We start from the raw sequence: 21445 nt of genomic DNA, 5'->3' as shown, positions 1-21445 counted from the left end.
CGTCGGTACGGGGCCGGCGTCAGTACGGAGCCGGGCCGCCGGGTCGGGTGCCGGGGGTGTCGGTGGGCGCGACGAACACGGTGAAGGTGTGGGCGGGCCGGGGCCGCGGCAGCAGGGCGAGGGCCAGCGCGAGGTAACCGCGGGCCAGGTCGGCCCAGAGCTGCCAGGCGGGTGTTCCCTGCGGGGCGGCGGTCGCGGGGGCCCGGTGGACGAGCCTGCGGCGCAGGTCCGTCGCGGTGCGGTGCAGGACCGTCGTGACGGTGGCGGGGATGCGGCCGGTACTTGCGCCCGGTGCGCAGACCGGGACCGGGAGGAGTGGCACGCGGGCGGGTCCGTCGGTGCGTGCCCGTGCCGGTGTCGTCCGGTGGTGGAGCATGCGTATACCCATGCCCGCATCCTCACGGGAGACCGGGGCGGGGGCGTTTCCTCGGGGGCCACCGGAGTGACGGGGCGGGCGGAGCGGGGGGTCCCCCGGCGCCGCACCGCCCGGCACCGACCGGCTGGGCGGCGGGGCGGTGCGGGCCCGGCGTTGCGAGGTGCCTCCCCCAGTGCCTGAACGGCCTGGGAGGCAACCCCACCGCCCGCCCGTGCCGCCCCGGCGGGCACGACTGCCCGCAGCGGCGGCGGGGGGCGAGGCTAGTGCGCTGCCGATTCCCAGTCCGGGCCCGCGCCCACGGAGACGCCCAGGGGGACCCTGAGCTGCACCGCGTTGGCCATTTCGCGGCGGACCAGCTCCTCCGCCGCGGCCCGCTCGCCCGGAGCGATCTCCAGGACGATTTCGTCGTGGACCTGGAGGAGCATGCGGGACTTGAGGTCGGCCTCGCGCAGCGCCTTGTCCACGTTGAGCATGGCGATCTTGACGATGTCGGCCGCCGTGCCCTGGATCGGCGCGTTCAGGGCCATCCGCTCGGCCGCCTCGCGGCGCTGGCGGTTGTCGCTGTTGAGGTCGGGGAGGTAGCGGCGGCGGCCGAAGAGGGTCGCCGTGTATCCCGTGGCCCGTGCCTCGTCGACGACCCGGCGCAGATAGTCGCGAACGCCGCCGAAGCGCTCGAAGTAGGCGTCCATCAGGCCGCGTGCCTCGGCCGCCTCGATGTTCAGCTGCTGGGAGAGGCCGAAGGCGGAGAGCCCGTACGCGAGTCCGTAGGACATGGCCTTGATCTTGCGGCGCATCTCCGCGTCCACGGCCGACTGCTCGACGGAGAAGACCTGGGCGGCGGCGGTGGTGTGCAGGTCCTCGCCGGACGTGAACGCCTCGGTCAGGCCCGCGTCCTCGGAGAGGTGGGCCATCACGCGCAGCTCGATCTGGCTGTAGTCGGCCGTCATCAGGGACTCGAATCCCTCGCCGACCACGAAGCCGCGGCGGATGGCGCGGCCCTCGTCGGTGCGGACCGGGATGTTCTGCAGGTTCGGGTCCGTGGACGAGAGGCGGCCGGTCGCGGCGACCGTCTGGTTGAACGTGGTGTGGATGCGGCCGTCCGCGGCGATCGTCTTGATCAGGCCCTCCACCGTGACGCGCAGCTTGGCCTGCTCGCGGTGGCGGAGCATGATCACCGGCAGCTCGTTGTCCGTCTGGGCGGCGAGCCAGGACAGGGCGTCGGCGTCGGTGGTGTAGCCGGTCTTGGTCTTCTTGGTCTTCGGCAGGTTCAGCTCGCCGAAGAGGACTTCCTGGAGCTGCTTGGGCGAGCCCAGGTTGAACTCGCGTCCGGCCGCCGCGTGGGCCTCCTTGACCGCCTGCTGGACGGCGCCCGCGAACATCTGCTCCATGGCCTGGAGGTGCTCCCGGTCGGCCGCGATGCCGTGCCGCTCCATGCGGGCGAGCAGCGCGGACGTGGGCAGCTCCATGTCGCGCAGCAGGTCGGCGGCGCCGACGTCGGCCAGGCGGCTCTCGAAGGTCTCGCCCAGGTCGAGGATGGCGCGGGCCTGCACCATCAGCACCTCGGCCTCGGCGCCCTCGTCCGCGCCGAAGGCGAGCTGTCCGTCGGCCGCGGCGGCGGGGGCAAGCTCGCGGTGCAGGTACTCCAGGGACAGCGCGTCCAGGTCGAAGGAGCGCCGGCCCGGCTTGACCAGGTAGGCGGCCAGGGCGGTGTCCATGCCCACCCCGGCGACGCTCCAGCCGTGCTCGGCGAGGACGCGCATCGCGCCCTTGGCGTTGTGGAAGACCTTCGGCCGGTCCGGGTCGGAGAGCCAGGAGCGGAACGCCGTCTCGTCGGCCTCGTCGAGCTCCGTCGGGTCGAACCAGGCGGCCTTCCCGTCGGACGCGGCGAGCGCGACCTCGGTCACCGATCCGGTGCCCAGGGCCCAGGTGTCGACGGTGGCCACGCCGAGCGGCTGCGCACCGTGCTCGGCGAGCCAGCCGGCCAGCTCGCCCGTGCCCAGCACGGTGCCGTCCAGCTCCACGCCGTCCGCGACCACCGGGGTGGCCTCGGCCTCCTCGGCGCCCGGGTCGACGGCGTAGAGCCGCTCGCGCAGCGAAGGATTGCGGATCTCCAGGGTGTCCAGGATCACCGCGACGCCCTTGCGGTCGTACGCCGTACGCTCCAGGTCGGTGACGGTCCTCGGCAGCTCGACCCGCCGCTCCAGCTCGGTGAGCCGACGGTTGAGCTTCACGGACTCCAGGTGGTCGCGCAGGTTCTGCCCGGCCTTGCCCTTGACCTCGTCGACGCGCTCGACCAGCTCCGCGAACGATCCGAACTGGTTGATCCACTTCGCGGCGGTCTTCTCGCCGACGCCCGGGATGCCCGGCAGGTTGTCGGACGGGTCGCCGCGCAGCGCCGCGAAGTCGGGGTACTGGGCGGGGGTGAGCCCGTACTTCTCGAAGACCTTCTCCGGGGTGAAGCGGGTCAGCTCGGAGACGCCCTTGGTCGGATAGAGGACCGTGGTGTGCTCGCTGACCAGCTGGAAGGAGTCCCGGTCGCCGGTGACGATCAGGACGTCGAAGCCCTCGGCCTCGGCCTCGGTGGCGAGGGTGGCGATGACGTCGTCCGCCTCGAAGCCCTCGACGGCGAACCGGGGCACGTGCATGGAGTCGAGCAGCTCACCGATCAGCTCCACCTGCCCCTTGAACTCGTCCGGGGTCTTGGAGCGGTTCGCCTTGTACTCGGTGAACTCCTCGGAGCGCCAGGTCTTGCGGGAGACGTCGAACGCCACCGCGAAGTGCGTGGGCGCCTCGTCACGCAGGGTGTTGGCCAGCATCGACGCGAACCCGTAGATCGCGTTGGTCGGCTGGCCCGTCGCGGTCGTGAAGTTCTCCGCGGGCAGCGCGAAGAACGCGCGGTACGCCAGCGAGTGCCCGTCCATGAGCATCAGCCGCGGTCGGCCGCCGGAGGTGCTGTCGGTCTTCTTCGATGCTGTCTTCGCCACGACACCGATCCTGCCACGTGCCACTGACAGTCGGTGCCGGGTGCGCCTGTGGCACGGGCGCGGTTCTGGGGTGCGGGTGCGTCGTGGCTGGTCGCGCCCACGCGGCGGAGCCGCAGATCGAGCAGAGCCCCGTGCCCCTTGAGGCCAGGACCCCACCCGGCGCCGGCAGATCCGCCCTTCCCCGCACGACCTCGCCGTCGGTGGCGCGTGCGAGGATCGGAGACGTACTTCACACGTGTACGCAAAGGAGCGCGCGATGGCCACCAAGCCGCCCAAGGGTGATCCGGTTCAGGACGCGCCGCAGGTCTCGGAGCCCCAGCACGCGGCGGCGGGTATCCCGGCCATCGGCCACACCCTGCGGGTCGCGCAGCGGCAGATGGGGGTGCGGCGGACGGCGCTGACGCTCCTGCGCGTCAATCAGAAGGACGGCTTCGACTGTCCGGGCTGCGCCTGGCCGGAGGGGGACCACCGGCACAAGGCGGAGTTCTGCGAGAACGGCGCGAAGGCCGTGGCCGAGGAGGCCACCCTGCGCCGGGTCACCCCCGAGTTCTTCGCGGCGCACTCCGTCGCCGACCTCGCGACCCGCAGCGGCTACTGGCTGGGCCAGCAGGGCCGGCTGACGCACCCGGTGTACCTGCCGGAGGGCGGCGCGCACTACGAACCGGTCACCTGGGAGCGCGCCTTCGGCATCGTCGCGGAGGAGATCGCCGCGCTGGAGTCGGCCGACGAGGCGGTCTTCTACACCTCGGGGCGCACCAGCAACGAGGCGGCGTTCCTCTACCAGCTCTTCGCGCGCGAGCTCGGCACCAACAACCTGCCGGACTGCTCCAACATGTGTCACGAGTCGTCCGGCTCGGCCCTGTCCGAGACCATCGGCGTCGGCAAGGGCAGCGTCCTGCTGGAGGACCTCTACAAGTCGGACCTGATCATCGTGGCGGGCCAGAACCCGGGCACCAACCACCCGCGAATGCTCTCGGCCCTGGAGAAGGCGAAGGCGAACGGCGCGCGGATCATCAGCGTCAATCCGCTGCCCGAGGCGGGTCTGGAGCGCTTCAAGAACCCGCAGACCCCCAAGGGTCTCACCGCGGGCGCCTCCCTGACCGACCTGTTCCTGCAGATCCGCCTCGGCGGCGACCAGGCGCTGTTCCGGCTCCTCAACAAGCTGATCCTCGAGACTCAGGGCGCGGTCGACGAGGCCTTCGTCGAGGAACACACCCACGGCTACGAGGAGTTCGCGGCGGCCGCCCGCGCCGCCGACTGGGACGACACGCTCGCGGCGACGGGTCTCACGCGCGCGGAGATCGAAGAGGCACTGCGCATGGTGCTCGACTCGGAGCGCACCATCGTGTGCTGGGCGATGGGTCTGACCCAGCACAAGCACTCGGTTCCCACGATCCGCGAGGTCGTGAACTTCCTGCTGCTGCGCGGCAACATCGGCCGCCCGGGGGCGGGCGTGTGCCCGGTGCGCGGCCACTCCAACGTGCAGGGCGACCGCACGATGGGCATCTTCGAGCGGCCCGCGCCCGCCTTCCTGGACGCCCTGGAGAAGGAGTTCGGCTTCGCCCCGCCGCGCGAGCACGGCTACGACGTCGTACGGGCCATCCGCGCGCTGCGCGACGGCGAGGCGAAGGTCTTCTTCGCCATGGGCGGCAACTTCGTCTCCGCCTCCCCCGACACGGAGGTCACCGAGGCGGCGATGCGCCGGGCCCGGCTCACCGTGCACGTGTCGACGAAGCTGAACCGCTCGCACGCGGTCACGGGCGCGCGGGCGCTGATCCTGCCGACGCTGGGCCGCACGGAGCGTGATCTCCAGGGCGGCGGCGAGCAGTTCGTGACCGTCGAGGACTCCATGGGCATGGTGCACGCCTCGCGCGGCCGTCTGGAGCCCGCGAGCGGGCAGTTGCTGTCCGAGCCCGCGATCGTGTGCCGGCTGGCGCGGCGGGTGCTGGGCGAGGAGAGCCGCACGCCGTGGGAGGAGTTCGAGAAGGACTACGCGACGATCCGCGACCGCATCGGGCGTGTCGTGCCGGGCTTCGAGGACTTCAACGCGCGCGTGGCGCACCCCGGGGGCTTCGCGCTGCCGCACGCCCCGCGCGACGAGCGCCGCTTCCCGACGGCCACCGGGAAGGCCAACTTCACCGCCGCTCCGGTCGAGTTCCCCGAGCTGCCCGAGGGGCGGCTGCTGCTGCAGACGCTGCGGTCGCACGACCAGTACAACACCACGATCTACGGCCTGGACGACCGTTACCGGGGGATCAGGAACGGCCGCCGCGTCGTCCTGGTCAACCCGGAGGACGCCCGGAGGCTGGGCGTCGAGGACGGCTCGTACGTCGACCTGGTGAGCGAGTGGCGGGACGGGGTGGAGCGGCGGGCGCCCGGCTTCCGCGTCGTGCACTACCCGACGGCCCGGGGCTGCGCGGCGGCGTACTACCCGGAGACCAACGTGCTGGTGCCGCTGGATGCCACCGCGGACACCAGCAACACCCCGGCCAGCAAGTCCGTGGTGGTCCGTCTGGAACAATCGGCGACCGACTGAGCGTTTGCTCAGCGAAGCGGCCGGCCGGCCGACGCCTCCGAGCGTGCGCCCGGCCGGCGGACACGCAGACGGATCGACGAAACGGAGCCGGCCCATGGGCGAGCGGCAGCAGGTGCAGTTCCCGCAGGAGGTCATCGACGAGTACGCCGCGCTCGGTGTCGACCTGCCCGCGCTGTTCTCCGCCGGACATCTGGGCACGCGCATGGGCGTCCAGATCGTCGAGGCCTCCGCCGACCGGGTCGTCGGCACGATGCCGGTGGAGGGCAACACCCAGCCGTACGGACTGCTGCACGGGGGCGCCTCGGCCGTGCTGGCCGAGACGCTCGGGTCGGTCGGCTCGATGCTGCACGGGGGCGCCGCCAAGATCGCCGTCGGGGTCGACCTGAACTGCACCCATCACCGCGGGGTCCGCTCCGGTCTGGTCACCGGGGTGGCGACGCCGGTGCACCGCGGCCGGTCGACGGCGACGTACGAGGTCGTGATCAGCGACGAGCAGGACCGCCGGGTGTGCACCGCCCGGCTGACCTGCCTGCTGCGGGACGTGAACCCCGGCGACGGAGTCCGGGCGGCCGCGGCGGGCTAGGGCGTGTCGTTTGGATCAGGCGGGCCGCGGCCGACGGTGCCTTGTGGCCGACCCGAGCGGGGTCTGGTGCGCGCAGCGGCAAGGCGGAGGAGGGCGACAGGGCGGAGCCCTGGCAACCGACGACAACGCCGCAGATGTGCGTACCAGACCCCGCGACCCCGGCAAGATCCAAACGACACCCCCTAGGTGTGCTGATCACGAGCGTCGTCAATGCCGACCGGGCTTGATCACGGCGAAGACGCGGGGTCCGGCACGCCGACGCGAGGCGCCCTCCACCCCCGCCCCGCCCCCGCCCCGCCCAGTCCCGGGCATTGCCCCCTGCCGCCGGGCGCTCTAGCGTCGGGGCATGGGACGGGGAGGGGGCCCTCGGCCGGGGGCGGCGGCGGTTCGGCACCGTGTCGTGCGGGGGCGGGCCGTGCCCGGAGCGGGCGTACGCGCTTCCGCGGCCCCGCCTCCCCATCCGGCCCGGTCCCTGGCCCGGACCCTGACCCTGGCGCTGCTGATCGGCGTCTCCTCCGCCGGGTGCGGCGGCGGCCCCGACGACCCGACCGGCGGTTCTGCCGGTACCGCGCCCAGCGTTTCTCCGCCGCCCCCGTCGGGCGCGTCGTCCGGGCCTCCGCTCCCCTTGTCGGGCGCCGAGTTGTGCGTGAGCGCCGTCGGATACTGGGCGCGCGAGATACTGGACGGCGGCGTGCCCTACGGCGACTATCAGTCGATGGGGCTGTCCAACCGGCAGTACGACATCCTGCGGGAGGTCGTGGCCGCGGCACGGGTCGCGAAGCGGGAGCAAGGTGCCCGCGCCGCAGGGGAGTTGACCGACCGCCAGGTGCGCCGGACGTGTGCCGAGGGGTACCGCGACGGCGGTCCGAGCGTCGGCCCGTGGCAGCGATGAGCGGCGTCGGACCGGTCGAGCCGGGCGAGGACACCCACGTCCGGGATGTCCCGCAGCCCCGTCCGCGCAGCCCCCTGGCCCTGCGCTACGACCGCCACCGCCGGACCGTCCTGGCCTCCGCCGCCGCCCTCGTCGTCCTGTCGGGCGGCGGCTACCTGTACACCAGCCGGCCGCAGCCGCGCCCCGCTCCCCCGCCGCCCTACCCGTCCCAGGCGGTCGACCTGGTCTACGTGGCCCCCGTGACCGGCTCGCCCTCGACCCGGGCCGCCGGCTACAGCTTCACGGTGCTGCTGAGCGTGCGCAGCGGGCCGCCCGTCACCGTGACGCGGCTGACCCAGCCCTACGACGGCCTGTCGGTGACCACCTCCCCCGCGGCACCTTTCCAGACAAATTCACATTCCGCCCGCAAGATCGTTGTCACGCTACGGGTGACGGAATGTGAAAAAGCGCCCCGGAATCCCGGACTCCCTTTCCTGGATGTAACACTGCGTAATGTGCGCGCAATAGAAGCCCACAGTTTCATCCTGGGGTCGCGCTATGCGCAGGACCTCTCCCGGGCCCTTGAGGTCGCCTGCAGCAACGATTCGAGGTAATCACCAAAACGTCCCAGACGCCTGAACCGGACCGGTCCGTCCTGCGGGTTCTCAGTATGCGGACAGGGCGAATCGGCCTGAATTCAGCCCTTCTTCCCAGCCAGTACCGCTCTGCAATACCCGGTGTCATAACAAGAGAGTCACAGCCTCAGTCAGACCCTCCTCCACCTTCCCCACACACGCTTAGAGTCACGGCCAGTCACCGCGCCGTCGGATTGTCATTTCGGCCCCGCGCTCGACTCGACCGCCTCCACGGGGAAGCGGCCGTGCCAGGGAAAGGACTGATCGTGCGTCAACGTTCGCTCATCGCCATCACCGCCGCTCTGGCGGCGGGAGCGCTCACCCTCACCGCCTGCGGCTCGCGCGACGACGACGGCGGCTCGGACTCCGGCAACGGCGGCGGTGGCACCACCGTCGTCATCGGTGTCGACGCCCCGCTGACCGGCGACCTGTCCGCGCTCGGCCTCGGCATCAAGAACTCGGCGGACCTCGCGGCCAAGACGGCCAACAAGAACAAGACCGTCGAGGGCGTCACCTTCAAGGTCGAGGCGCTCGACGACCAGGGCCAGCCCTCCGTCGGCCAGCAGAACGCCAGCAGCTTCGTCGCCAACAAGGACGTCCTCGGCGTCGTCGGCCCGCTGAACTCGTCGGTCGGCGAGTCCATGCAGAAGGTCTTCGACACCGCCAAGCTGGTCGAGGTCTCCCCGGCCAACACCGGCCCCTCCCTCACCCAGGGCCCGGACTGGCGCAACAAGAAGGTCCGCCAGTACAAGTCGTACTTCCGCACCGCGACCACGGACGCCATCCAGGGCCCGTTCGCCGCGCAGTACGTCTACAACGACGCCAAGAAGAAGAAGGTCTTCGTCATCGACGACAAGAAGACCTACGGCGCGGGCCTCGCCGGCACCTTCACCGACGAGTTCAAGAAGCTCGGCGGCCAGGTGGTCGGCACCGAGCACATCAACCCGGACACCAAGGACTTCTCCTCGGTCGCCACCAAGGTGAAGAACTCCGGCGCCGACGTCGTCTACTACGGCGGTGAATACCCGCAGGCCGGCCCGCTGAGCAAGCAGATCAAGGAGGCCGGCGCCAAGATTCCGCTGGTCGGCGGCGACGGAATCAAGGACGACACCTTCATCAAGCTGGCCGGCGCCGCCGCCAACGGCGACCTCGCCACCTCCGTCGGCGCGCCCGTCGAGGAGCTCCCGTCGGCCAAGAAGTTCGTGGCCGACTACAAGACGGAGGGTTACAAGGAGGACTACGCGGCCTACGGCGGCTACTCCTACGACTCCGCCTGGGCGATCATCGAGGCCGTCAAGAAGGTCGTCGAGGACAACGGCGGGAAGCTTCCCGACGACGCCCGCGCCAAGGTCACCGAGGCCATGCAGAACGTCTCCTTCGACGGTGTGACCGGCAAGGTCTCCTTCGACGAGTTCGGTGACGCGACCAACAAGCAGCTCACCGTCTACTCCGTCGAGAACGGGGCCTTCAACGACGTCAAGTCCGGTACCTACACCGGCTGACCGACCGCACCACTGCCCACGAGCCGCGCGGGGCGCTGTTCCACTGGCGCCCCGCGCGGACTCGCATCCGGCCACACCATCCGTCGAACGTCCGAATGTCTCGGAGGACATGCGGTGAACGAACTGCCGCAGCAGCTGGTCAACGGCCTGCTACTGGGATCCATGTACGGGCTCGTCGCCATCGGCTACACAATGGTCTACGGCATCGTCCAGCTCATCAACTTCGCCCACGGCGAGATCTTCATGACCGGTGCCTTCGGCGCACTCACGGTCTACATGTACATCCTGCCCGACGGCACCTCCATGCTGATCGCCCTGCCCCTGATGCTCATCGGCGCGGTGATCGTCTCCACCACCGTCGCCGTCGGGGCGGAACGGTTCGCCTATCGCCCCCTGCGCGGCGCACCCCGGCTCGCGCCCCTCATCACCGCGATCGGCCTCTCCCTCGCCCTGCAGCAGGCGGTGTGGGCCTGGTACCCGGACGCGAAGTCCGCGCGGCCCTTCCCGCAGATCGACGGCGGGCCCTTCCACATCGGCAACGTCACCCTCCAGACCGGCGACATCTTCCTGTTCGTCGTCGCCCCGGTGAGCATGGCCATCCTCGGCTTCTTCGTGATGCGCACCCGCACCGGACGGGGTATGCAGGCCACCGCCCAGGACCCGGACACCGCCAAGCTGATGGGCGTCAACACGGACCGCATCATCGTGATCGCCTTCGCGCTCGGCGCCGTCTTCGCCGCCGTCGGAGGCGTCGCCTACGGCCTCAGGTACGGCCAGATCGAGTTCAAGATGGGCTTCATCCTCGGTCTCAAGGCCTTCACGGCGGCGGTCCTCGGCGGCATCGGCAACATCTACGGCGCCATGATCGGCGGTGTCGTCCTCGGCGTCGCCGAGACCCTGGCCACCGCCTACATCGCCGACATCCCCGGCCTGGACAAGTTCGGCAGCCAGTCCTGGGCGGACGTCTGGGCCTTCATCCTCCTCATCCTCGTGCTGTTGTTCAGGCCACAGGGCCTGCTCGGCGAACGCGTTGCGGACAGGGCGTGACACCGATGACCACACAGACCACCGCGCCGAAGAAGACCGGCGCCCCCGCACCGGGCGACGCCTCCGGCCTCATCGGCATACCCGCCGGCCTCGGCCGTGCCCTCGCCACCGGCGGCGGCGTCCTGACCGTCGTCTCCACCTTCCTCGCCTGGACCTGGACCGCCGAGTTCCCCGGCGACCTCACCGTCTACGGCTACCCCGGCGGCCTCCAGGTCCTGGTGCTGATCGCCGGCGCCCTCACCGCCCTGTTCGGCCTCGCGTCGTACGGCGTCAAGGGACTCGGCTGGCTCGCACCCGCCGGCGCCGACGCCGCGCTCAAGTTCGCCGCCCTCGCCGCCTTCGCCACCACCTGGTACACGATCATCGCGATCAGCACCAAGCTCGGCGGCGTCGTCAACCTCGAACCCGGCGGCTACATCGCCGCGGCCGTCACCCTCGTCGCGTTCCTGGGCGCCCTCGCGCTGCCCTTCGAGCGCCCCGAGCCCGACCCGTTCGACCCCGACGACACCGGCTGGGACCAGTTCAAGCACACCAGCTCGCAGAACTGGCAGACCGTCCGGGCGGCCTTCGCCTCCAAAGAGCCGCGGCCCCTGCGTGCGCTCCCCTCCTACGTCGAGATCCTCGTCATCGTCGCGACCCTCGCCGTGGCCCTGCTGGTCTTCACCTACGGCATCGGCACCGAGTACGACGAGCTGTTCATCGGCTTCCTGATCGTCGCCGGTTTCGGCTTCACCGCCCTCCACCGGTCCGGGCTGATCGTCCACGTCACCGAGATCACCGCACGGCACCAGAACATCACCGTCTGCGGCGGCTTCATCGCGGCGGCCTGCTTCCCCTTCACGCAGTCGGACGACCAGTACGCCACCCTCGGCGTCTACATCCTGATCTTCGCCACCGTGGCGCTCGGCCTGAACATCGTCGTCGGCCTCGCCGGCCTGCTCGACCTCGGCTACGTGGCCTTCCTCGGGGTCGGCGCCTACGCCGCCTCCATGGTCTCCGGCTCCCCCAGCTCGCCCTTCGACCTGCACCTGCCCTTCTGGGCCGCGGTCCTGGTCGGCGCGGCCGCCTCCCTGGTGTTCGGCGTCCTGATCGGCGCGCCCACGCTGCGGCTGCGCGGCGACTACCTCGCCATCGTGACCCTCGGCTTCGGTGAGATCTTCCGGATCACCGCCAACAACCTGGACGGCACCTCGGGGCCGGACGTCACCAACGGCTCCAACGGCATCTCGTCCATCCCCGACCTCAAGATCCTCGGCTTCGACCTCGGTGTCTCGCACGACATGGGCGGCTTCACCCTCGGCCGGTTCGCCAACTACTTCCTGCTGATGCTCATCATCACGGCCGTCGTCGTCCTCGTCTTCCGGCGCAGCGGCGACTCCCGCATCGGCCGCGCCTGGGTCGCCATCCGCGAGGACGAGACCGCCGCGCTCGCCATGGGCATCAACGGCTTCCGCGTCAAGCTCATCGCGTTCGCCGTCGGCGCCTCGCTGGCCGGACTGGCCGGCACCGTCCAGGCGCACGTCACCTACACCGTCACGCCCGAGCAGTACCTGTTCGCCGGCACCACGCCGCCCAACTCGGCCTTCCTGCTCGCCGCGGTCGTGCTCGGCGGCATGGGCACCATCGCCGGTCCGCTCATCGGTGCGGCGCTGCTCTTCCTGATTCCCAACAAGCTCCAGTTCCTCGACGACTACCAGCTCCTCGCCTTCGGGCTCGCGCTCGTCCTGCTGATGCGCTTCCGCCCGGAGGGCCTCATCGCCAACCGGCGACGCAAGCTGGAGTTCCACGAAGAGGACGAAGCGCCCGCAGTCCTGAGCAAGACAGGGGCCTGACCACCATGACCACCGACACCACCACCAAGGACACCGCACCGGGCGCCCCCGCCCCCGGCACCACCATCCTCGACGCGCGCGGTGTCACGATGCGCTTCGGCGGACTGACCGCCGTGAACGGCGTCGACCTCACCGTGAACAGCGGCGAGATCGTCGGCCTGATCGGCCCCAACGGCGCCGGCAAGACGACCTTCTTCAACTGCCTGACCGGTCTCTACATCCCCACCGAGGGCGAGGTCCGCTACAAGGGCCAGGTCCTGCCGGCCAAGTCCTTCAAGGTGACCGCCGCCGGCGTCGCCCGTACCTTCCAGAACATCCGGCTGTTCGCCAACATGACGGTCCTGGAGAACGTGCTCGTCGGCCGCCACACCCGCACCAAGGAGGGTTTCTGGTCGGCCGTGCTGCGCGGGCCCGGATTCCACCGGGCGGAGAGGGCGTCCCGGGAACGCGCCCTGGAACTGCTGGAGTTCGTGGGCCTCGCGCCCAAGGCCGACCACCTCGCCCGTAACCTGCCCTACGGCGAGCAGCGCAAGCTGGAGATCGCCCGCGCGCTGGCCAGCGAGCCCGGGCTGCTGCTCCTGGACGAGCCGACGGCCGGTATGAACCCCCAGGAGACGCGGGCCACCGAGGAGTTGGTCTTCGCCATCCGGGACCAGGGCATCGCCGTCCTCGTCATCGAGCACGACATGCGGTTCATCTTCAACCTCTGCGACCGCGTCGCCGTACTCGTCCAGGGCGAGAAGCTCGTCGAGGGCGACAGCGCCACGGTGCAGGGCGACGAACGCGTCGTCGCCGCCTACCTCGGCGAACCCCTCGCCGACGACCCCGGCGCCGCGGAGGCGGCCGAGGTGGAGGCCGCCGAAGCCGCGCAGGCCGAAGCCGCCCGGGCCGACACCACCACGGACACCGCGGCCGGCAAGGAGAACGACCGATGACCGCACTGCTCGAGGTCGAGGACCTCCGCGTCGCCTACGGCAAGATCGAGGCCGTCAAGGGCATCTCCTTCAAGGTCGACGCCGGCGAGGTGGTCACCCTCATCGGCACCAACGGCGCCGGCAAGACCACGACGCTGCGCACCCTGTCGGGGCTGCTGAAGCCGGTCGGCGGCCAGATCAGGTTCGGCGGCAAGTCGCTCAAGAAGGTTCCCGCGCACCAGATCGTCTCGCTGGGTCTCGCCCACTCGCCCGAGGGGCGGCACATCTTCCCGCGCATGACGATCGAGGACAACCTGCGCCTCGGCGCCTTCCTGCGCAGCGACCGGCCGGGCATCGACCGGGACATCCAGCGCGCCTACGACCTCTTCCCGATCCTCGGTGAACGCCGCAAGCAGGCCGCGGGCACCCTGTCCGGCGGTGAGCAGCAGATGCTCGCCATGGGCCGTGCCCTGATGTCCCAGCCCAAGCTGCTCATGCTCGACGAGCCCTCGATGGGCCTGTCGCCGATCATGATGCAGAAGATCATGGCGACGATCGCCGAGCTGAAGTCCCAGGGCACCACCATCCTGCTCGTCGAGCAGAACGCCCAGGCGGCCCTGTCCCTGGCCGACCACGGCCACGTCATGGAGGTCGGCAACATCGTCCTGTCCGGCAGCGGCCAGGACCTGCTGCACGACGAGTCGGTCCGCAAGGCCTACCTGGGCGAGGACTGACGCCCCCGCGCACCGTACGGCCGAGGCCCGCGCCCCCACACCGGGGAACGCGGGCCTCGCTCGTACGTCGGGGACTCAGCCCTTGGACGCCTTCTTCTCCTCGGCGTCCTGGATGACCGCCTCGGCCACCTGCTGCATCGACATCCGCCGGTCCATGGAGGTCTTCTGGATCCACCGGAAGGCGGCCGGCTCGGTCAGCCCGTACTCCGTCTGGAGCACCGACTTGGCGCGGTCCACCAGCTTGCGGGTCTCCAGGCGCAGGCTGAGGTCGGCGACCTCCTTCTCCAGCGCCTTCAGCTCGGTGAACCGCGAGACGGCCATCTCGATCGCCGGCACGACGTCGCTCTTGCTGAACGGCTTCACGAGGTACGCCATGGCCCCGGCGTCCCGGGCCCGCTCCACCAGGTCGCGCTGCGAGAAGGCGGTCAGCATCAACACCGGCGCGATGGACTCCTCGGCGATCTTCTCGGCCGCGGAGATGCCGTCCATCTTGGGCATCTTCACGTCGAGGATCACCAGGTCGGGCCGGTGCTCGCGGGCCAGCTCCACGGCCTCCTCACCGTCACCGGCCTCACCGACGACGGAGTACCCCTCCTCCTCCAGCATCTCTTTGAGGTCCAGCCGGATGAGCGCCTCGTCCTCGGCGATGACGACGCGGGTCGTCAGCGGAGGAACGTGCGACTGGTCGTCGTCGGGCACGTCTACGGGCTGGGGCGACTCGGGGGCGGTCACGTGGGCGCTCCTTGTTCCGGGGCAGGCGGTACTGCTGACAAGAGCGTACCTAGCTGCGATAAGGTGGGGGCACGGCGGGTGACCGTCAACCTCTGTTTTACAGGAAGCCTCGGTAGTCCAGCGGTAGAGACACGGTGCTCAAACCACCGACAGCGTGGGTTCGAATCCCACCCGGGGCACTTTTCCTTCATTTCGAAGGGGCCGCAAATAAGTGGAGGATGACCTTCGCGTGGTTCCCTGGCCTTACCGCTCCTGAGACCGCGACGACCGGCTCACTGTGGGTTCATGGAACAGCACAGTCCTTCGGTCCGCGCACAGGCTGTCGCGCTGCACCCGCCACGGCAACGCGTACAACATCTCCGTAGCCCGTAAAGCCTCCGTGGCCCTCATGGACGCCCACGTCGGCCCCAAGTACTGATCACTTGGGAATGTCGTCCTCCCCGATGTGGTGCACACGCACCAGGTTCGTCGTGCCGGACACCCCCGGCGGTGAGCCGGCCGTGATGACCACGACGTCGCCCTTCTCGCAGCGTCCGTAGCGGGTGAGAAGCTCGTCCACCTGGTCGACCATCGCGTCCGTGGAGTCGGCGTGCGGACCGAGGAAGGTCTCCACACCCCAGGTCAGGCTCAGCTGGGAGCGGGTCGCCGGTTCCGGGGTGAAGGCGAGCAGCGGAATGGGCGAGCGGTAGCGGGAGAGGCGGCGGACCGTGTCGCCGGACTGGGTGAAGGCGACCAGGAACTTGGCGCCGAGGAAGTCGCCCATCTCGGCGGCGGCGCGGGCGACCGCACCGCCCTGGGTGCGGGGCTTGTTCCGTTCGGTCAGCGGGGGGAGTCCCTTGGCGAGGATGTCCTCCTCGGCCGCTTCGACGATCCGGGCCATCGTGCGCACGGTGTCGGTGGGGTGCTTGCCGACGCTGGTCTCGCCGGAGAGCATCACGGCGTCGGTGCCGTCGATGACGGCGTTGGCGACGTCGGAGGCCTCCGCGCGGGTGGGGCGGGCGTTGTCGATCATCGAGTCGAGCATCTGGGTGGCGACGATGACCGGCTTGGCGTTGCGCTTGGCCAGCTTCACCGCGCGCTTCTGGACGATCGGCACCTGTTCCAGGGGCATCTCGACGCCGAGGTCGCCCCGGGCGACCATGATGCCGTCGAAGGCCGCGACGATGTCCTCGATGTTCTCCACGGCCTGCGGCTTCTCGACCTTGGCGATGACGGGGAGGCGGCGGCCCTCCTCGTCCATGATGCGGTGCACGTCGAGGATGTCGCGTCCGCTGCGGACGAAGGAGAGGGCGACCACGTCGAAGCCGGCCCGCAGCGCCCAGCGCAGGTCGTCCTCGTCCTTCTTCGACAGGGCGGGCACGGACACCGCGACGCCGGGCAGGTTGAGGCCCTTGTGGTCGGAGACCATGCCGCCCTCGATCACCCGCGTCCGCACCCGGGTCCCGTCGACCCCGGTCACCTCCAGGCAGACCTTGCCGTCGTCGACGAGGACGCGCTCACCGGGGGTGACGTCCTCGGCCAGGCCCGCGTAGGTGGTGCCGCAGATGTGGCGGTCGCCCTCGACGCCCTCCTCGACGGTGATGGTGAAGCTGTCGCCGCGTTCAAGGAGTACGGGCCCTTCACCGAAGTGGCCGAGGCGGATCTTCGGGCCCTGAAGGTCGGCGAGGGCACCGACGCTGCGGCCGGTCTCGTCGGACGCCTTGCGGACCCGGTGGTAGCGCTCTTCGTGTTCGGCGTGGGTGCCGTGGCTGAAATTGAAGCGGGCGATGTCCATTCCGGCGTCGACCAGGTCCTTGATCTGGTCGTACGAGTCGGTGGCGGGCCCAAGAGTGCAGACGATCTTTGCTCGGCGCATGAGTCGAGCCTATGACTTACTGCCGGGTAGCGAATTGGCCACGCATGACCACTCAACAACCTTTGAGTAAAGGGTTATTGACAAGTGTTGAATTGTGCGCGCCACCGCTCCGATGAGCATGTGGATGGTCCGCCACCCCTTGACAGGAGGCATGTTCAGGACAGAATCTACGCGCGTCGCCACTGTGTGTGTACGGGTCACCGAGGAGAATCAGCCATGCCGTTGAACCGCCGGAAGTTCCTGAGCAGGTCCGCCGTGACGGGGGCGGGGGTCGCCCTCGCCGGCGCGGCGGCTGCTCCGGCGGCCGAGGCCGCGGCCCCCGCGCACCGGGGCGGCCGCAAGCCCAAGCGGTACGCGCTCACCGTGCTCGGCACCACCGACCTGCACGGACACGTCTTCAACTGGGACTACTTCAAGGACGCCGAGTACACGGACGCGGCGGGCAACGCCCAGGGCCTCGGCCGGATCTCCACCCTGGTCAACCAGGTCCGCGAGGAGAAGGGCCGCCGCAACACCCTCCTGGTGGACGCGGGCGACACCATCCAGGGCACCCCGCTGACGTACTACTACGCGAAGGTGGACCCGATCACCGCCGAGGGCGGTCCGGTGCACCCGATGGCCCAGGCGATGAACGCCATCGGCTACGACGCGGTGGCGCTCGGCAATCACGAGTTCAACTACGGCATCGAGACGCTGCGCAGGTTCGAGGAGCAGTGCGACTTCCCGCTGCTCGGCGCGAACGCGGTGGACGCCAAGACGCTGAAGCCCGCCTTCCCGCCGTACTTCATGAGGACGTTCCGGGTGAAGGGCGCGCCGCCGGTGAAGGTGGCGGTGCTGGGGCTGACCAACCCGGGCATCGCGATCTGGGACAAGGCGTACGTGCAGGGGAAGCTGGCCTTCCCGGGTCTGGAGGAGCAGGCGGCCAAATGGGTGCCGAAGCTGCGTTCGATGGGCGCGGACGTCGTGGTCGTCTCGGCGCACTCGGGCTCGTCGGGCACGTCCTCCTACGGTGACCAGGTCCCCTACGTCGAGAACGCGGCGGCCAACGTGGCCCGGCAGGTGCCGGGCATCGACGCGATCCTGGTCGGGCACGCGCACGAGGAGATCGCCGAGCTGAAGGTCGTCAACGAGGAGACCGGGAGGACGGTCGTGCTGTCGGAGCCGCTGTGCTTCGCCGAGCGGCTCACCCTGTTCGACTTCGAGCTGGTCTTCGAGCGGGGCCGCTGGCACGTCGAGTCGGTGAAGGCGTCGCTGCGCAACTCCAACGCGGTCGAGGACGACCCGCGGATCACGAGGCTGCTGGCGGACGAGCACGAGAAGGTCGTGGCCTACGTCAACCAGGTGGTGGGCACCGCCACCGAGACGCTGACCACGGTCGAGGCGCGGTACAAGGACGCCCCGATCATCGACCTGATCACCAAGGTGCAGGAGGACGTGGTCAAGGAGGCGCTGGCGGGCACGGAGTACGCCTCGCTGCCGGTCCTCGCACAGGCGTCGCCCTTCTCGCGGACCTCCGAGATCCCGGCCGGCGACGTGACGATCCGGGACCTGTCGAGCCTGTACGTGTACGACAACACGCTGGTCGCGAAGCTGCTGACGGGCGCGCAGCTGCGGGCGTACCTGGAGTACTCGGCGGAGTACTACGTGCGCACGGCCTCCGGTGCGCCGGTGGACGTGGACAAGCTGACCAACGCGAACGGCCGCCCGGACTACAACTACGACTACGTGTCGGGGCTGGCGTACGAGATCGACGTGGCGCAGGCCGCCGGTTCACGGATCAAGAACCTGACCTACGGCGGTGCCCCGCTGGACGACGCCCAGCAGTTCGTGCTGGCCGTGAACAACTACCGGGCCAACGGCGGCGGCGCCTTCCCGCACGTGGCGTCGGCCAAGGAGCTGTGGTCGGAGTCGACGGAGATCCGCACCCGGATCGCGGAGTGGGCGACCGCGAAGGGCGTGCTGGACCCGAAGGACTTCGCGTCCGCGGACTGGTCGCTGACGCGCGACGGCGTGCCCGTGTTCTGAGCGGTGCCCGAGGCGGCCCTAGATCCCGTCCACCAGGGGGGTGAGCGCCCGGTGGTGGCGCGCCGAGGGGATCTGGGGCAGGCCGCCGTCCAGGCCGAAGGTGGTGAAGGCGGTGCGGGCGGGCAGCGGGTACGGCTCCCGCCCGGTGAGGTCGTTGAGGATGGTCGCGCTGCGCCAGGCGGCGAGGCCCAGGTCGGGCGTGCCGACCCCGTGGGTGTGCGTCTCGGCGTTCTGGACGTAGACGGAGCCGGTGACGGAGGGGTCGAGGACGAGGCGGTGGCGGTCGTCGACGCGGGGGCGTTCGGAGCTGTCGCGCCGCATGTAGGGGTCGAGCCCGGCGAGGAGGCGGCCCAGCGGGCGTTCCCGGTGGCCGGTGGCGAGGACGACGGCGTCGGTGGTGAGGCGCGAGCGGGTCTTCTGCTGCTCGTGCTCCAGGTGGAGTTCGACCTGGGTGGCGGCGATGCGTCCGGCGGTGCGGACGTGGACGCCGGGGGTGAGGGTGGTGTCGGGCCAGCCGCCGTCGAGGGTGCGCCGGTACAGCTCGTCGTGGATGGCGGCGGTGGTGTCGGCGTCGATGCCCTTGTGCAGCTGCCACTGGGCGGCGACGAGGCGGTCGCGGACCGGTTCGGCCAGGCCGTGGAAGTAGCGGGTGTAGTCGGGGGTGAAGTGCTCCAGGCCGAGCTTGGAGTACTCCATGGGCGCGAGGGCGCCGGTGCGGCCGAGCCAGTACAGCCGCTCGCGTCCGGCGGGGCGGTGGCGGAGCAGGTCGAGGAAGACCTCCGCGCCGGACTGGCCGGTGCCGATGACGGTGACGTGTCCGGCGGCCAGGAGCGTGTCGCGGTGGCGGAGGTAGTCGGCGGCGTGGACGACGGGGACCGCGGGGTCCTCGACGAGGGGTCTGAGCGGGTCGGGGACGTGTGGTTCGGTGCCGATGCCGAGGACGACGTTCCTGGTGTGGGTGCGGCCGAGGGCCTCGGCCTCCCCGCCGGCGTCGAGCTGGGTGTAGTCGACCTCGAAGAGGTCGCGTTCGGGATTCCAGCGCACCGCGTCGACCTGGTGGTGGAAGCGGAGGGCGGGCAGGTTCTCGGCGACCCAGCGGCAGTAGGCGTCGTACTCGGCGCGCTCGATGTGGAAGCGCTCGGCGAAGTAGAACGGGAAGAGGCGTTCTCTGGCCCTGAGGTGGTTGAGGAAGGTCCAGGGGCTCGCCGGGTCGACGAGGGTGACCAGGTCGGCGAGGAAGGGCACCTGGACGCGTGCGCCGTCGATGAGCAGGCCGGGGTGCCAGCGGAAGCCGGGGCGCTGGTCGTAGAAGACGGCGTCGAGGCCGGTGAGGGGGTCGGCGAGGGCCGCGAGGGAGAGGTTGAAGGGGCCGATGCCGATGCCGACGAGGTCGCGGGGGGCGTCGGGGGTGTGGGGTGCCGGGGTGTTCATCGCGGGACGTGTCCTTCCACGAGCGTCAGGAGCGCTGCGAGGTCGTCTGGGCGGGTGTGCGGGTTCAGGAGGGTCGCCTTGAGCCAGAGCCGCCCGTCGGCGCGGGCCCGGCCGAGTACGGCGCGGCCGGTGGTGAGCAGCGCGCGGCGTACGGCGGCCACGGCGTCGTCTCCCGCTCCGGCGGGCCGGAACAGGACCGTGCTGATGGTGGGCGGGGCGTGCAGTTCGAACCCGGGATGGGTCTCGACCAGATCGGCGAACTCCCTGGCGAGGGAGCAGACCGCGTCGACGAGGGCGCCCAGTCCGGCGCGCCCCAGGGTCTTGAGGGTGACGGCGGTCTTCAGGACGTCGGGGCGGCGGCTGGTGCGCGGGGAGCGCCCGAGGAGGTCGGGCAGGCCCGCGTCGGTGTCGTCGTCGGCGTTGAGGTAGTCGGCGCGGTGGTGGAGGGCGCCGAGGTCGTCGGCGTCGGTGACCGTGAGGAGTCCGGCGGGGATGGGCTGCCAGCCGAGCTTGTGCAGGTCCAGGGCGACGGTGTCGGCGGCCTCCAGTCCCGCGAGCCGGGCGCGGTGCCGCTCGCTGAACAGGAGGCCCGCGCCGTAGGCGGCGTCGACGTGGAGGCGGGCGCCGTGGGCGGCGCAGCGGTCGGCGATCTCGGGCAGCGGGTCGATGAGCCCGGCGTCGGTGGTGCCCGCGGTGGCGGCGACGAGGTGCGGGCCGGGGACCTGGGTGAGGGCGTCGTCCAGGGCGGCGGGGTCGAGGGTGCCGGCGGGGGCGGGGACGACGACGGGCTCGGGCAGGCCGAGCAGCCAGGCGGCGCGGGGCAGCGAGTGGTGGGCGCCCGCCCCGTGGACCAGCCGCAGGCCCGCGCCGTGCCGCTCGCGGGCGAGCAGGACGGCGAGCTGGTTGGACTCGGTGCCTCCGGTGGTGACGACGGCGTCGGCGGCGCCGGTCTCCCGGGCCAGGGCGCGGGTGACGAGGGTTTCCAGCGCGGAGGCGGCGGGTGCCTGGTCCCAGGAGTCGAGGGAGGGGTTGAGGACGCTCGCGGCGAGGTCGGCGGCGGCCGCGACGGCGAGCGGCGGGGTGTGCAGGTGGGCCGCGCACAGGGGGTGGGCCGGGTCGGCGGCGCCCTCGGCCAGCGCGGTGACCAGGACGCGGAGCGCCTCGGGGTCGCCCCTCTCGGGCAGGATGGCGCCGGCCGCGTCCGCCACCCGGGCGGCGACGGCGCCGGGGCCGCCGGCGGGCAGCGGGCCGCCGCGTGCGGCCGTGCCGGCGCGCAGGGCGTCGAGCACGGTGTCGAGCAGGGGCCGCAGGGCGTCGGCGCCGTGCGGGCCCGAGGCGAGGGGCGGCATGCCCATGAGCTGTCCTCCGGGCACGGGGAGCTGGGGTTC

General features: G+C 70.9%; 16 protein-coding genes and 1 tRNA gene. 11 read left to right on the top strand and 6 right to left on the bottom strand.

The window, feature by feature from the left end; genetic code table 11:
• Positions 1-19: 19 nt before the first annotated feature.
• Complete coding sequence (locus R2E43_RS28360) at positions 20-388, bottom strand: hypothetical protein (protein WP_016325983.1); 369 nt, start codon at positions 386-388, stop codon at positions 20-22.
• 248 nt (positions 389-636) lie between these two features.
• Positions 637-3360, bottom strand: a complete 2724-nt coding sequence (gene polA / locus R2E43_RS28355) for a DNA polymerase I (RefSeq protein WP_189283750.1) — start codon at positions 3358-3360, stop codon at positions 637-639.
• Positions 3361-3616: 256 nt separating this feature from the next.
• Between polA and R2E43_RS28350 the strand changes: the two genes are divergently transcribed.
• From R2E43_RS28350 to R2E43_RS28310, 9 genes are all read left to right on the top strand, one after another.
• Positions 3617-5896, top strand: a complete 2280-nt coding sequence (locus tag R2E43_RS28350; RefSeq protein WP_030866651.1) for an FdhF/YdeP family oxidoreductase — start codon at positions 3617-3619, stop codon at positions 5894-5896.
• 94 nt (positions 5897-5990) lie between these two features.
• On the top strand, positions 5991-6479 hold the full coding sequence (locus R2E43_RS28345) for a hotdog fold thioesterase (RefSeq protein WP_003976812.1): 489 nt from the start codon (positions 5991-5993) through the stop codon (positions 6477-6479).
• Between the two features lie 646 nt (positions 6480-7125).
• A complete protein-coding gene (locus R2E43_RS28340) occupies positions 7126-7371 on the top strand; it encodes a hypothetical protein (RefSeq protein ID WP_319217349.1) in 246 nt (81 codons plus the stop codon).
• Positions 7368-7964 (top strand): Tat pathway signal sequence domain protein, encoded by a 597-nt coding sequence (locus tag R2E43_RS28335; RefSeq protein WP_319217354.1) that lies wholly within the window; start codon positions 7368-7370, stop codon positions 7962-7964. The genes R2E43_RS28340 and R2E43_RS28335 overlap by 4 nt, the downstream gene beginning before the upstream one ends.
• A 287-nt stretch (positions 7965-8251) precedes the next feature.
• A complete protein-coding gene (locus tag R2E43_RS28330) occupies positions 8252-9487 on the top strand; it encodes a branched-chain amino acid ABC transporter substrate-binding protein (RefSeq protein ID WP_003976809.1) in 1236 nt (411 codons plus the stop codon).
• A gap of 114 nt (positions 9488-9601) precedes the next feature.
• Positions 9602-10534: a branched-chain amino acid ABC transporter permease gene (locus R2E43_RS28325; protein ID WP_003976808.1), complete on the top strand. Its 933-nt coding sequence runs from the start codon at positions 9602-9604 to the stop codon at positions 10532-10534.
• 5 nt (positions 10535-10539) lie between these two features.
• Positions 10540-12366: a branched-chain amino acid ABC transporter permease gene (locus R2E43_RS28320; protein WP_037666735.1), complete on the top strand. Its 1827-nt coding sequence runs from the start codon at positions 10540-10542 to the stop codon at positions 12364-12366.
• 5 nt (positions 12367-12371) lie between these two features.
• Positions 12372-13301: an ABC transporter ATP-binding protein gene (locus R2E43_RS28315; RefSeq protein WP_106518451.1), complete on the top strand. Its 930-nt coding sequence runs from the start codon at positions 12372-12374 to the stop codon at positions 13299-13301.
• Positions 13298-14014, top strand: coding sequence for an ABC transporter ATP-binding protein (locus R2E43_RS28310; RefSeq protein WP_003976805.1), 717 nt, complete (start codon positions 13298-13300; stop codon positions 14012-14014). The genes R2E43_RS28315 and R2E43_RS28310 overlap by 4 nt, the downstream gene beginning before the upstream one ends.
• Before the next feature lie 75 nt (positions 14015-14089).
• Here the strand turns inward: R2E43_RS28310 and R2E43_RS28305 are convergent, their stop codons facing one another.
• Positions 14090-14746 (bottom strand): ANTAR domain-containing response regulator, encoded by a 657-nt coding sequence (locus tag R2E43_RS28305; RefSeq protein WP_003976804.1) that lies wholly within the window; start codon positions 14744-14746, stop codon positions 14090-14092.
• A gap of 106 nt (positions 14747-14852) precedes the next feature.
• On the opposite strand from R2E43_RS28305, the gene R2E43_RS28300 reads away from it, so the two are divergent.
• Positions 14853-14925 (top strand) — tRNA-Leu (locus R2E43_RS28300).
• A gap of 239 nt (positions 14926-15164) precedes the next feature.
• Here R2E43_RS28300 and pyk read toward each other — a convergent pair.
• Complete coding sequence (gene pyk, locus R2E43_RS28295) at positions 15165-16601, bottom strand: pyruvate kinase (protein ID WP_003976802.1); 1437 nt, start codon at positions 16599-16601, stop codon at positions 15165-15167.
• 216 nt (positions 16602-16817) lie between these two features.
• On the opposite strand from pyk, the gene R2E43_RS28290 reads away from it, so the two are divergent.
• Positions 16818-18626, top strand: a complete 1809-nt coding sequence (locus tag R2E43_RS28290) for a bifunctional metallophosphatase/5'-nucleotidase (RefSeq protein WP_319120441.1) — start codon at positions 16818-16820, stop codon at positions 18624-18626.
• Between the two features lie 18 nt (positions 18627-18644).
• Here the strand turns inward: R2E43_RS28290 and R2E43_RS28285 are convergent, their stop codons facing one another.
• Positions 18645-20057, bottom strand: a complete 1413-nt coding sequence (locus R2E43_RS28285) for a lysine N(6)-hydroxylase/L-ornithine N(5)-oxygenase family protein (protein ID WP_136209411.1) — start codon at positions 20055-20057, stop codon at positions 18645-18647.
• Positions 20054-21412, bottom strand: a complete 1359-nt coding sequence (locus R2E43_RS28280; RefSeq protein WP_332056691.1) for a pyridoxal phosphate-dependent decarboxylase family protein — start codon at positions 21410-21412, stop codon at positions 20054-20056. Before R2E43_RS28280 ends, R2E43_RS28285 begins: the two co-directional genes overlap by 4 nt.
• Positions 21413-21445 lie beyond the last annotated feature (33 nt).

The organism is Streptomyces violaceoruber, from assembly GCF_033406955.1.
GTDB classification, from domain to species: Bacteria; Actinomycetota; Actinomycetes; order Streptomycetales; family Streptomycetaceae; genus Streptomyces; species Streptomyces violaceoruber.
This window is presented reverse-complemented; position numbering and strand designations above follow the sequence as displayed.

What these genes read in the sequence shown, in the direction of transcription:
- R2E43_RS28360 (WP_016325983.1), bottom strand. Translation starts at nt 388, where the DNA reads ATGGGTATACGCATGCTCCACCACCGGACGACACCGGCACGGGCACGC.
- R2E43_RS28280 (WP_332056691.1), bottom strand. Translation starts at nt 21,412, where the DNA reads ATGGGCATGCCGCCCCTCGCCTCGGGCCCGCACGGCGCCGACGCCCTG.
- R2E43_RS28320 (WP_037666735.1), top strand. Translation starts at nt 10,540, where the DNA reads ATGACCACACAGACCACCGCGCCGAAGAAGACCGGCGCCCCCGCACCG.
- R2E43_RS28315 (WP_106518451.1), top strand. Translation starts at nt 12,372, where the DNA reads ATGACCACCGACACCACCACCAAGGACACCGCACCGGGCGCCCCCGCC.
- R2E43_RS28285 (WP_136209411.1), bottom strand. Translation starts at nt 20,057, where the DNA reads ATGAACACCCCGGCACCCCACACCCCCGACGCCCCCCGCGACCTCGTC.
- R2E43_RS28335 (WP_319217354.1), top strand. Translation starts at nt 7,368, where the DNA reads ATGAGCGGCGTCGGACCGGTCGAGCCGGGCGAGGACACCCACGTCCGG.
- R2E43_RS28350 (WP_030866651.1), top strand. Translation starts at nt 3,617, where the DNA reads ATGGCCACCAAGCCGCCCAAGGGTGATCCGGTTCAGGACGCGCCGCAG.
- pyk (WP_003976802.1), bottom strand. Translation starts at nt 16,601, where the DNA reads ATGCGCCGAGCAAAGATCGTCTGCACTCTTGGGCCCGCCACCGACTCG.
- R2E43_RS28310 (WP_003976805.1), top strand. Translation starts at nt 13,298, where the DNA reads ATGACCGCACTGCTCGAGGTCGAGGACCTCCGCGTCGCCTACGGCAAG.
- R2E43_RS28290 (WP_319120441.1), top strand. Translation starts at nt 16,818, where the DNA reads ATGCCGTTGAACCGCCGGAAGTTCCTGAGCAGGTCCGCCGTGACGGGG.
- R2E43_RS28345 (WP_003976812.1), top strand. Translation starts at nt 5,991, where the DNA reads ATGGGCGAGCGGCAGCAGGTGCAGTTCCCGCAGGAGGTCATCGACGAG.